A 12,042-nucleotide genomic window follows, 5' to 3' on the forward strand; every position below is an offset into this window, starting at 1 on the left:
AAGAGAGGAGTGATTTTGCTCTATGGCAAATCGTAAAATTGTCGTGGCTTTGGGCGGAAATGCCATTCTATCATCCGATCCATCAGCCCAAGCCCAGAAGCAGGCCTTGGTTGACACAGCCAAGTACCTGGTTAAGTTGATAAAAAATGGTGATGACTTAATCATCACACACGGAAATGGTCCGCAGGTAGGCAATCTGCTGTTGCAAAATTTGGCGGCTGATTCTGAGAAAAACCCTGCCTTTCCACTGGATAGCCTGGTGGCCATGACCGAAGGCTCTATCGGCTTTTGGTTGCAAAATGCCCTGGAAAATGAGTTGGCCAAGGAAGGCATTAAGAAGGATGTCGCTTCAGTAGTGACCCAGGTCATTGTTGACAAGGCAGACCCTGCTTTTGAGAATCTGACCAAGCCAATCGGTCCCTTCTATACAGAAGAGGAAGCCAAGGCTGAAGCGGAAAAAACAGGAGCAACCTTTAAGGAAGATGCTGGTCGTGGTTGGCGCAAGGTCGTTGCCTCACCAAAACCAATTGGTATCAAGGAAATCGGCACCATCCGTACCCTCTTGGATGCAGGGGAAGTGATTATTGCCGCAGGTGGTGGTGGTATTCCGGTCATTGAGGAGGCTGATGGCACCTTGACAGGGGTAGAGGCTGTTATTGACAAGGATTTTGCCTCTCAATGTCTGGCTGAACTGGTCGATGCAGATCTCTTTATCGTCCTGACAGGTGTGGACTATGTCTATGTCAACTTTAACAAACCAAATCAAGAGAAGTTGGAGCGCGTGACGGTGGCAGAATTGGAAGAATACATCAAACAAGGCCAATTTGCACCAGGTTCTATGCTGCCTAAGGTAGAGGCGACGATTGCCTTTGTCAATCATAAGCCAAGTTCCCAAGCAGTTATCACCTCTCTTGAAAATCTCGGTGCCTTGATTGAATCAGAAAGTGGCACCATCATTGTCAAAAGTTAAGCAGTAAATGAAAAGGAAGAGGGCCTAGCCAAGGGTAATTGTGAGGACTTGATTTCGGACTATGTTATAATAACAAGGATTGATTCTGGAAGTCGGACCTGCTTGTCCGAGCTTCTGGATAGAGAAGAGGGGAAGAAAGATGGACATTCAAGCCTTTGGTGTAGAAGAATGGCTCAATGAGTGGGAAACTCAAGCCAAATATGATATTGCAGGTAGTTCGATTGCTTCAATGACCTTGGAAGAGGTCTTGGCTTTGGGAGATGGCCAGGCGGTAATGGGGGATTTATTGCAAGCCAAGATGAACTACGGCTGGATAGAAGGTTCCCCTGCCTTTAAGGAAGAAGTTGCCAAGTTATACGAGACAGTCAGTGTCGACTCGATTCTTCAGACCAATGGTGCGACAGGGGCCAACCACTTGGCCATCTACGCCTTGATCCAGCCAGGAGATCATGTGATTTCTCTCTATCCGTCCTACCAACAGTTGTATGATATTCCTCGTTCTTTTGGGGCGGAGGTAGACTTGTGGCGGATTGATGAGAAGCGTGATTGGTTGCCTGACTTGGAGGACTTGAAGTCCCTCCTTCGGCCAAATACCAAGATGATTTGTATCAATAATGCCAACAATCCGACGGGGGCTGTTATGACCAGGGAATTTTTGGAGAAAGTGGTTGAACTGGCTCGGAGTGTGGGTGCCTATATCTTGTCAGATGAGGTCTATCAACCCTTGGAAGAAGGGTTGGATGTGCCTGCCATCGTTGATTTGTACGAAAAGGGCATTTCGACCAATAGCCTGTCTAAGACCTATTCCATTCCTGGGATTCGGGTCGGTTGGGTGGCGGCCAACAAGGAATTGTCGGAATTGTTTCGCAAATATCGAGATTACACCATGATTTGTGCTGGTGTGATTGATGATGCCTTGGCGACTCATGTATTGAAAAATAAGGCAGCCATCCTGGAGCGCAATCGCCGTCTGGTAGAAGGCAATCTGCGGATTCTCCAGGATTGGGTAGAACATGAGCCCCATGTGCAACTGGTCTTTCCAAAACAGGTATCAACTTCCTTTATTCGATTGGATATTCCAGAAGATACGGAGAGTTTTTGCCTCCGTCTCTTGCAGGAGGAGGGGGTCTTGCTGGTACCGGGCAATCGCTTTGATATGCCGGGCTATGCGCGACTGGGCTATTGTACCCATCGGTCGATTCTCCAAGAAGGCTTAAAGCGCCTGTCTGCCTTCCTGCGTCAGTTTGACGACCTGGATTAACTTTATTCATTTACTTGCTCAAACCTCTTTTGATAAAAGGCTTGGCGATTAGCTTAGAAATCTATTTTCTAAGTCTAAGATTGTTCCAGCCTGTGTATTTGTATGTAGGAATCTGTATTCACAGAGCAGTGCATTTGGCTATGACCGGTTTTCTGTCAATCATCCTAGTTTTTTCAGAATATCTTGTATTCTTGAAGAAATTATCTTGATAAGAAAAACTTTCTGGTCTAAATGTTCCTTGCTTGTGTATAGAGCTTCTAAGTGTTTTTCCTGTGAAAAACAATCATGTAAAAATATATTAGGAGGTTTTTTGCCATGAGCGAAAAAGTAAAAAAGGCTTTAAAATGCCTTCATCTTACACTATACTCATGCTCATTATTGCCGCGATGGCAGTGATGACCTGGATTATTCCTGCGGGTCAATATCAGGTTGATGATGCGGGAAACTTTATCACAGGCACCTATGAAGCTGTGGACTCAAATCCGCAGGGTATCTGGGATGTCTTTATGGCTCCGGTTCGGGCTATGCTGGGCCACGGAGCAACATCAGCTGCCATTGATGTCTCCTTCTTCATCTTGATGGTTGGGGCTTTCCTGGGAGTTGTGAATGAAACTGGAGCGCTGGACGTAGGGATTGCCTCTATCGTGAAGCGCTTCAAGGGCCATGAAAAATGGTTGATTTACATCCTTATGTTCCTCTTTGCCCTGGGTGGTTCGACCTATGGTATGGGCGAGGAAACCATGGCCTTCTTCCCTCTGTTAATTCCGGTTATGATGGCGGTTGGCTATGATAGTCTGACTGGTGTTGCCATTATCCTCTTGGGTTCACAGATTGGCTGTTTGGCTTCAACGGTCAACCCATTTGCGACTGGTGTGGCATCAGCGGCAGCAGGGGTTTCCATCGCAGATGATATGATCTGGCGGATTGTATTTTTCATCGTTATCCTCGGTTTAGGCATGTTCTTTGTGGCATCTTATGCGGAAAAAGTGAAAAAGGATCCTACCAAATCACTGGTCTACAACCAGCGTGAAGCAGACATGGAGCATTTCAATGTTAATGCCGACCGTGAGGTCAATGATACCTTGACACCTGCCCAAAAACGTGTGCTGGTCCTCTTCTTCCTAACCTTTGTATTCATGATTTTGAGTTTCATTCCTTGGGAAGACTTGGGCGTGAATTTCTTTACAGATATCAAAGAATGGCTGATTTCCATTCCAGTTCTTGGTCAAATTGTGGGGATTACGACCTATCCATTTGGATGGTGGTACTTCCCAGAAGGTGCTATGCTCTTTGGTGTAGCCGGTGTTATGATTGGTGTTGTCTACGGAATGGAAGAAGAACGCCTGGTCAAATCCTTCTTGAATGGTGCAGCCGACCTGCTCAGCGTTGCCTTGATTTGTGCGGTGGCGCGTGGTATCCAGGTCATTATGAACGATGGTATGATTACAGCTACCATCCTCAACTGGGGTGAAGTTGGTCTGCAAGGCCTATCTCCTCAAGTCTTTATCATCCTGACCTATCTCTTCTATCTGCCAATGTCCTTCTTGATTCCATCAACTTCAGGTTTGGCAGGAGCTTCTATGGGTATCATGGCTCCTTTGGGCGAATTTGTCAATGTGCCTGCTAGCTTGATTATCACAGCCTTCCAGGCAGCGTCTGGTGTCCTTAACCTGGTAGCACCGACATCTGGTATTGTAATGGGTGCCCTGGCTCTAGGACGTATCGAAATTGGTATCTGGTACAAATACGTTGGTAAATTGATTGCCGCTATCATTGTGGCTTCCATCCTCATTCTGGCAGTAGCAACCTTCTTTTAGACTAGGCAATATAGCCAACTACCCATGAATGTTTTCCGACTATCGGATAGAATGGAGGTATTGAGGTGACAAGGAATTTTATCAGAGAGGAAGACAAGCAGGCTTGTCTAGCGGCCATTCAAGATTTGGTCGCCTTCCCCTCTATTTTACAAGAACATCAAACCAAGACACCATTTGGTCAACCGATTCAGGATGCCTTAGAATTTACCCTGGACTTCTGTCGTCAGCTAGGCTTTTCAACCTATCTGGACCCGGCAGGTTATTACGGCTATGCTGAGGTGGGGCAGGGTCAGGAACTTTTAGCCATTCTCTGTCATTTGGATGTGGTGCCGGCTGGTGACCTGACCAAGTGGAAGACGCCCCCTTTTGAGGCTGTGATAAAGGACGGTCTCATGATTGGGCGGGGGGTGCAGGATGACAAGGGACCATCCATGGCTGCGCTCTTTGCGGTCAAGGCCCTGATGGATGCTGGTGTGACCTTTACCAAACGTGTGCGTTTTATCTTCGGAACGGATGAGGAAACGCTCTGGCGTTGTCTCCATCGCTACAATCAGCTGGAAGAAGAGGCTACAATGGGCTTTGCACCGGATTCATCCTTCCCGCTAACCTATGCTGAAAAGGGGCTCTTGCAGGCCAAACTCCATGGTCCAGGTCAGGGAGATTTGCACCTGGAGGCTGGGACGGCCTACAATGTCGTACCGGCTAAGGCTTGCTATTCTGGCCATCTCCTGGCCAGCGTTATTGCTGAGTTGAAGCAATTGGGCTTTGATTATGAAATGGATGACGACAGGGTTGTCGTACTCGGTCTGTCCAAACACGCCAAGGATGCGGCCCAGGGTGTCAATGCCATTGTGCGCTTGGCCAAGGCTCTGGATAAGTTTGAGCAGCACCCAGCTTTGGACTTCATTGCTAATACGATTGGGGAGGACGCGACGGCTCAGGGCTTATTTGGAGATGTAAGTGATGAGCCGTCTGGTGCTCTGAGTTTCAATATTGCGGGCCTGACCATCGATTCCCACCGGTCTGAAATTCGTCTGGATATTCGCATTCCAGTCCTGGCAGATAAGAACCAGCTGGTGGAGACTCTGACTGTTAAGGCAGCAGCTTTGGGTTTGACCTATGAGGAATTTGACTATCTCCCATCCCTTTATGTCCCTCTGGACAGCCAGCTAGTGACTACGCTGATGGCTGTTTATCAGGAAAAAACAGGTGATTTAGACAGTCAGCCCATCTCATCTGGAGGAGCAACCTTCGCTCGGACCATGCCAAATTGTGTGGCCTTTGGGGCTTGCTTCCCATCAACGCCACAAACTGAGCATCAAGAAAATGAACGAATGCCCCTGGGAGACTTGTATAAGACCATGGACATCTATGCTGAGGCGGTCTATCGTCTAGCAGGTTCTGATCAATAGAAGTTGGAAAAGGTATCAGCTTCTAGTAGCTGATTGGAATTCCACTTCCAAATTGTGTTCTCATCAAAACCTGTGTCTGCTGGCTCTATGTGGATACAGGTTATTTTTTGCACTGATTTCAGAATGGAGGAAATCATGAAGAAAAAGTTATCGGCTATACTATTGCTTTTGTGCAGTAGTATATGGATTGGTCAGCCAATCGTGTCAGCCTGTACGGGTTTTGTCATCGGTAAGGACCTGACCACAGATGGTTCCTGGCTTTATGGACGGACAGAAGACCTGGAACCAAATCACAATAAGACCTTCCGCGTTTATCCACGGACGGAAAATGAGCAAGGGGCCAAGTGGGAAGACCAGTCTAATGGTTTTACCTATCCTTTGCCAGCAGTATCTCACAAATACACAGCGGTACCCGATGTTACTCCGGAGTACGGTGTCTACGACGAGGCTGGTTTTAATGAACATGGCCTGTCCATTTCAGCGACCGTTTCTGCAACGGCAAATGATGATATTCTAAAATTGGATCCCTATGTAGAAGATGGATTGGCAGAATCTTCAATGACCAGTATTGTTCTCCAATATGCTAAAACGGCCCGTGAAGCTGTAGACCTGGTCGCAAAAATTGTGACTGAAAAGGGCTCAGCAGAAGGGAATATTGTCCTCTTTGCGGACAAGGAAGGCATCTGGTATATGGAAATCTTGTCTGGTCACCAGTATGTAGCTATCAAATTCCCAGCAGATAAGTTTGCTGTCTTTCCAAATACCTTCTATCTAGGTCATATTGATTTTTCGGATAAGGAGGGCGTGATTACTTCTGACAATGTCAAAGGTTTGGCGGAAGAAGCAGGTACCTACAAGGAAGTGGACGGTCAGTTTCATATTGCCCAATCCTACAATCCACCGCTATCAGATGCCAACCGTTCGCGGTCATTTTCAGGCATCAAGTCATTGGACCCGGATTCCAAGGTGACCTACGAAGATGATTACTATGAATTATTGCACACGACGGATAAAAAATTGGGCTTGGACGATGCCATGGCCCTGCAGCGAAACCGTTTTGAAGGCTTGGATTTGAAACCTCTGGACCAAATGGAATTGGACGGTAAGGGCAAGCCTGAGAATAAGAATGCTGTCGATGGCTATGCCTATCCGATTTCTAATGAAAATGTCATGGAGGCCCATATCTTCCAGCTCAAGGATGAATTGCCTGTAGAAGTCGGTGGCGGAGTTATGTGGTTAGCCATGGGAAGTCCGCGCAATGCACCTTATCTACCGTATTTTGGTAATATCACAGACACCTATAAGGCCTATCAGGACACCAGCACAGAATACAGTGCGGATTCTTGGTACTGGGTTATTTCTCATATCAACGATATGGTAGCTCAATATCCAGATGAATTTGGTACGGAAGTCATTGACCAAGTCAAGAGTCTGGAAGCGGACTGGATTAAGGAACAGGATGTATTGAACCAGGAAATTATTTCCCTGGTAGCTGAAGATCCTGAAGAGGCAAGCAAGCACGCCACTGAAACCAGTATCAAGCGGGCGGAAACAACCTTTATCCGTCTGAAAGAGATTGAGAAGGACTTGGAGGCGCGTGTCGCTACTCTAGAAGTAGAAGCAGCGCCTGAGAAAAAAGAAGAGACCAGTGAGGAAAAATCATCTTCCATGAATGTCCTTCCTTACGCCCTACTGGGCCTTGCTGCAGTTGCCAGCGCAGTTTATTTGTTCAAAAAGAAAAATACAAAATAATCTATTTTGAACTAGTCTGAAATAGGTATTTTAATAAAAGAAACTCCTAGCTCACTTGGAACTAGGAGTTTTTGTCACTTACTTGGAAAAGAAGAAGGGTGGCGTGTAGTGCTTGAGCTCTTCAAAGCAGGCCAGCGCTGCTTCCTCGTCCTGACAGATAATCAGGCAAACATCGTCTCCGCAGCCGGTTGCAATGATTTCAGGAATTTCCATGGCATCTAGGATAGAGCCAAAGGTTCCGGCCAGACCAGGTAGGGTCTTCAGAACCACCTGGTGTTGCACGGGTTTCAAAACGACTAGAGCGTCCTCCATATAGAGGCGGAGCCGCTTTTCCCACCGAGATGGCGCTATCGGATTGATGATATAGTGGGCGGAGTTTGCTTCATTGACCTTAACAAGATTGAGCTGTTTGATATCGCGCGACAGGGTGGACTGGGTGACCGTCACACCGTTGGTCTCTAGCAAATCTTGTAACTCCTGCTGGGTGTGGATTTTCTTTTCCAGGACCAGGGAGAGGATGAGTTGGTGCCGACTTTCAATTTTATTCATTGCAAACTCCTTTATACAGTGCAATCCTTATTGGATAAACATGGCATCGCCAAAACTGAAGAAGCGGTATTGGTGGTCTACGGCGTGTTTATAAGCTTCCAAGACAAATTCCCGGCCGGCAAAGGCAGATACCAGCATGACCAGGGTTGATTTGGGTAGGTGGAAGTTGGTAGAAAAGGCATCGACAATGCGGAACTGGTAGCCGGGCTTGATGAAAATATTGGTCCAGCCAGAGTCAGCTTCCAGTCGGCCGTCAAATTTATTGCCGATGGTTTCGAGGGTGCGAATCGAGGTGGTGCCGACAGCGACAATGCGTCCGCCAGCAGCCTTGACCTGGTTGAGTATTGTTGCAGCCTCGGCCGTCAAGGTATAGAATTCTGAGTGCATCTCATGCTCATCCAGATTATCAGCTGATACAGGTCTAAAGGTTCCCAATCCCACATGGAGGGTCAGATAGACTAGCTTGACACCCTTGGCCTCGATTTTTTGGAGCAATTCTTCTGTGAAATGGAGACCAGCTGTCGGTGCCGCCGCGGAGCCATTTTCCTTGGCATAGACGGTCTGGTAGCGGTCGCGGTCTTCTAGGGTCTCATGGATATAGGGCGGAAGTGGCATTTCTCCCAGGCTTTCTAAGACTTCTAGGAAAATGCCCTCGTAGGCAAATTCGACGATGCGACCACCGTGTTCCAATTCCTGGGTCACAGTGGCGGTTAATCTGCCGTCTCCAAAGGCAACAGTGGCGCCGACCTTGAGTCGCTTAGCTGGCTTAGCAAGAACTTCCCACTGGTCCCCCTGGGTATTTTTCAGGAGCAAAAATTCCACATGACCACCAGTCTCAGGCTTAAAGCCGTGGAGACGGGCCGGTAGGACACGGGTATTGTTCATAACCAGGGCATCGCCTGGATTGAGCTGGTCGATGATGTGGTCAAAATGGCTGTCCACCATGGTCTGTTTTTCCCTATCCAGGATGAGCAGGCGGGAGCTGTCCCGTTTTTCAAGAGGAACTTGAGCAATCAGCTCCTCAGGCAATTCAAAATCAAAATCTGTTGTTTTCATATCAACTCCTTACAAAAAAATAGCGTATAAAAAGTAGGCCAGAACTAAAAATGGTGATGCAATCAATAGTCCACCAATCCCATAGAGAATACGCTTGAGCAGGACTTGATTTTTCACAAAATACCCAATCAGACAGAGGATATTTCCCAGAAAAAATAGAATGAGTAAATCTTTTAACATACCTTCATTGTAGCATTTTTAGGGGGAATAGGCTAGCAGGATGGGAATTGTAAGCAAGATGACTTGACAAAAATTGGTATATACCATATAATAAAATTAGGAAAACGGTCTATACCAAAAAGGAGGTTACCATGAAAGTTCATGTAGTTGAAAATCAAGCAGAAGGCGCAGCTTTGGCCTTCAATTTATTAAAAGAAAAATTAGCCGGCGGTGCCAAGGTCCTCGGTTTGGCAACAGGTTCTAGTCCCCTGGAATTTTACAAACTCATCCGCGAGAGCGACCTGGACTTTTCTGACCTGACCTCGGTCAATCTGGACGAATATGTCGGGCTAGGCGAGGAAAGTGATCAGTCCTATATCTATTTTATGAAGGAACAACTCTTCAATAGTAAACCCTTCAAGCAGTCCTACCTGCCAAATGGATTGGCTGAGGATGCAGCAGCTGAAACAGCCCGTTACAATCAAATTTTGGCAGACAAACCCATCGATTTTCAAATCCTGGGTATCGGTCGCAACGGCCACATCGGCTTCAATGAACCAGGGGCGCCCTTTGACGGTCAGACTCACTTGGTTGATTTGGCTCCTTCGACCATCGAGGCCAACAGTCGCTTCTTTGATACCATTGAGGAAGTGCCAAAACAGGCTATTTCCATGGGGATTGCCAACATCATGGCGGCAAAAACCATCGTCCTCATGGCCTATGGACCTGAAAAAGCCGACGCCATCAAGGCAACAGTGGAAGGACCAGTGACAGAGCAAGTCCCAGCAAGCGTCCTTCAAAACCATGATGATGTAGTCCTCATCATCGATGAAGCGGCAGCTAGCAAATTAGCATAATAGACAAAACCGACTACCATTTTTGGCAGTCGGATTTCTTATTTTTCAAGGTCAGCTTCTACACGGTTGCGGTGGCGGAAAGAGATGACCAGCATCATAAATGAACTAGCAACGAGAATAGCAGCAATCAAAGATTGATGGTGGTGGAAGGCTATCAGAAGAATGATGGTAGTGAATACTACAATAGCATATTGAAGCCAAACCATCTTATCTAGTTGATAAAGGTCCTGGTTGTAGCGACTGGTCATCAGGATTCCTATAAAGTAGAGGAAGTAACCAATGAGGAGGAAAGGCAAGCCCGAACTAGCATGCTCACCAGGTAAGACCTCCACAGAAACTGTGAAGAAGTTGATACCTAAAACCAGTACCATATGGGCATAGAGTAAGGTGGCTACATTTGTCTTTTGATGGTGGTTGATATTGAGATAGGTTTGCGAAATGTAAAACATAAAGGAGAACGCCATTGCCAAGAAGAAGAGAACACTAGTGAGCAGATGCGTCTGAATCGGATAATTCTTCAAAATCGCAATGACCGTTTCACCAAAGGTAATAATGGTAATCAACTGACACCGTTCAACGATGTGAGGAAAGTTCATAGCATCGTGACTGAGTTTGTCCTTGAAGAAATAGGAAATAATATACGGGAGATATAAAAGCAAGAGGCTCTTTTCATCATAGGTCCAGAAATTAAAGTAAATAGCTACCGAAGTCAAGAAAAATACCAGCACATAAATCCCAAATATATAGAGACTATTTTTTATATCTGCCGTAAAACCGATTTTCCGACCACGAAGGTAGTACTGCAAGCAAAGTATCGAATATGACAGGGTCAAAAAGATGGTAAATGGTAGGGCGGTCGCTTCAAAATCATGGCTAAAGGTTAGAGACAGTTGTCCCACCACAAACATGGACGCAATAATCGTGTTAATATCCAACAAATCCCGTTCACCATATTTGTTGAGGTAAATCGTCTCATTAATCCACAAGGTCATAATAATCAGGTTGGCAGTGATAAAAGTAGAATTTCCCTGAGACCGATATGGTCACCGTGCAAGAGTCCAGTCAGTGAAGAAGTGGCCAGGACAAAGACCAAATCATAAAATAATTCATAGTTGGATACGCGTTTTGCGATAATTTCAGACATGTCAATCTCCTTTTAAAAAAATCTGAACTATTATACCATACGAAAAGGGAGGATATCATCTCCCTTTATATCTTATAGTGTCCAGTCCAAATCAGGTCCGACAGGGACAATGCCTGTTGGATTGATGGTCTTGTGGCTACCGTAATAGTGCTGTTTGATATGGTTAAAGTCAACCGTTTCTGCGATACCAGCATGGTTGTAAATCCGCTTGGTATAATCCCACAAGTTTGGATAGTCCACCAAGGCCTTGATATTGCATTTGAAATGTCCAAAGTATACAGGGTCAAATCGCACCAAGGTGGTAAAGAGACGCAGGTCAGCCTCGGTTAATTGATTGCCAACTAGATAGTCCTTATCTACTAAATGTTCTTCCAATTTCTCCAAGGCAGCAAAGAGATTTTTGACTTCTTTTTCATAGACTGCTTGATTGGTTGAAAAGCCTGCCTTGTAAACGCCGTTGTTGATGTTTGGATAGACAAAGTCATTCATGGCATCAATCTCAGCCTGCAAGTCTGCTGGATAATAATCATCATGATTGCCCGTAATGTCATTGAAGGCAGTATTGAACATCCGCATAATCTCAGCAGACTCATTGCTGACGATGGTGTTGGATATTTTATCCCAAAGAACAGGCACTGTCACACGGCCAGTGTAATGCAGATCAGCCTTCAAATAGACCTGATAGAGATAGTCGCTGTTAAAGAGGGGATCCTTGATAACACCAGGTCCATCTTCAAAGGTCCAGCCATTTTCTAACATGAGTGGATGAACGACAGACAGGGAAATATGGTCTTCCAAGCCCTTCAATTTACGGGTTCTGTTGCAAAGTTTTAAATAAAGAATAAAATCCCTTACGGTATCTATGATTTAATCTGGGATTCCCAATAATACCTTGATTTCAGTACAGACCGAAAACCCGAAGAGAGTGCCTTCTTTTCGGGTTTTCTTATATAATCCTCGGATGGCTTCCATGCCTTTAATCGTGGGTGAGGCAGTGCGTAAACTTCGATAGAATTTATTGCGTCTCTTTACTGGACGATGGTCTTGTTCAATCAAATTATTCAG

The 12,042-nt window shown here is 46.0% G+C and carries 11 protein-coding genes and 2 pseudogenes; 6 read left to right on the forward strand and 7 right to left on the reverse strand.

The window, feature by feature from the left end:
• Positions 1 to 22: 22 nt before the first annotated feature.
• The 5 genes from arcC (at position 23) to ACHBID_RS05470 (ending at position 7,212) form a co-directional block, all read left to right on the forward strand.
• Entirely contained in the window at positions 23 to 970 is a 948-nt protein-coding gene (gene arcC, locus ACHBID_RS05450) for a carbamate kinase (protein ID WP_394731756.1), read from the forward strand.
• Between the two features lie 139 nt (positions 971 to 1,109).
• A complete protein-coding gene (locus ACHBID_RS05455; protein WP_394731755.1) occupies positions 1,110 to 2,231 on the forward strand; it encodes an aminotransferase in 1,122 nt (373 codons plus the stop codon).
• A 344-nt stretch (positions 2,232 to 2,575) separates the two neighbouring features.
• Positions 2,576 to 4,048 carry a YfcC family protein gene (locus ACHBID_RS05460; protein WP_394731754.1) on the forward strand — a complete coding sequence of 491 codons (1,473 nt, stop codon included), beginning with the start codon at positions 2,576 to 2,578 and terminating at the stop codon, positions 4,046 to 4,048.
• 65 nt (positions 4,049 to 4,113) lie between these two features.
• A complete protein-coding gene (locus ACHBID_RS05465) occupies positions 4,114 to 5,460 on the forward strand; it encodes a dipeptidase (protein ID WP_394731753.1) in 1,347 nt (448 codons plus the stop codon).
• Positions 5,461 to 5,595: 135 nt separating this feature from the next.
• A complete protein-coding gene (locus ACHBID_RS05470) occupies positions 5,596 to 7,212 on the forward strand; it encodes a C69 family dipeptidase (protein WP_394731752.1) in 1,617 nt (538 codons plus the stop codon).
• Between the two features lie 78 nt (positions 7,213 to 7,290).
• Here the strand turns inward: ACHBID_RS05470 and ACHBID_RS05475 are convergent, their stop codons facing one another.
• The 3 genes from ACHBID_RS05475 to ACHBID_RS05485 are packed head-to-tail and all read right to left on the reverse strand — an operon-like array spanning position 7,291 to position 8,997.
• Complete coding sequence (locus tag ACHBID_RS05475; protein WP_172067013.1) at positions 7,291 to 7,761, reverse strand: arginine repressor; 471 nt, start codon at positions 7,759 to 7,761, stop codon at positions 7,291 to 7,293.
• A gap of 27 nt (positions 7,762 to 7,788) precedes the next feature.
• Positions 7,789 to 8,817: a tRNA preQ1(34) S-adenosylmethionine ribosyltransferase-isomerase QueA gene (gene queA / locus ACHBID_RS05480; RefSeq protein ID WP_105122814.1), complete on the reverse strand. Its 1,029-nt coding sequence runs from the start codon at positions 8,815 to 8,817 to the stop codon at positions 7,789 to 7,791.
• A gap of 9 nt (positions 8,818 to 8,826) precedes the next feature.
• Complete coding sequence (locus ACHBID_RS05485) at positions 8,827 to 8,997, reverse strand: hypothetical protein (protein WP_162840655.1); 171 nt, start codon at positions 8,995 to 8,997, stop codon at positions 8,827 to 8,829.
• 131 nt (positions 8,998 to 9,128) lie between these two features.
• Here ACHBID_RS05485 and ACHBID_RS05490 point away from each other — a divergent pair, with 131 nt between their 5' ends.
• The gene (locus ACHBID_RS05490) at positions 9,129 to 9,833 is read left to right on the forward strand and encodes a glucosamine-6-phosphate deaminase (protein WP_394731750.1); all 705 of its coding nucleotides are present in this window, start codon (positions 9,129 to 9,131) and stop codon (positions 9,831 to 9,833) included.
• 38 nt (positions 9,834 to 9,871) lie between these two features.
• Here ACHBID_RS05490 and ACHBID_RS05495 read toward each other — a convergent pair whose 3' ends face one another.
• The 4 genes and pseudogenes from ACHBID_RS05495 to ACHBID_RS05510 form a co-directional block, all read right to left on the reverse strand.
• Positions 9,872 to 10,825: a low temperature requirement protein A gene (locus ACHBID_RS05495; protein WP_394731748.1), complete on the reverse strand. Its 954-nt coding sequence runs from the start codon at positions 10,823 to 10,825 to the stop codon at positions 9,872 to 9,874.
• A 5-nt stretch (positions 10,826 to 10,830) separates the two neighbouring features.
• On the reverse strand, positions 10,831 to 10,977 hold the full coding sequence (locus ACHBID_RS05500; protein ID WP_238140732.1) for a hypothetical protein: 147 nt from the start codon (positions 10,975 to 10,977) through the stop codon (positions 10,831 to 10,833).
• A 72-nt stretch (positions 10,978 to 11,049) separates the two neighbouring features.
• Positions 11,050 to 11,790, reverse strand: a pseudogene (locus ACHBID_RS05505) (glutathione S-transferase family protein); the annotation flags it as partial.
• A gap of 54 nt (positions 11,791 to 11,844) precedes the next feature.
• Positions 11,845 to 12,042, reverse strand: a pseudogene (locus tag ACHBID_RS05510) (IS6 family transposase); the annotation flags it as partial.

Source organism: Streptococcus sp. A25, assembly GCF_043674095.1.
Classification (GTDB): Bacteria; Bacillota; Bacilli; order Lactobacillales; family Streptococcaceae; genus Streptococcus; species Streptococcus suis_V.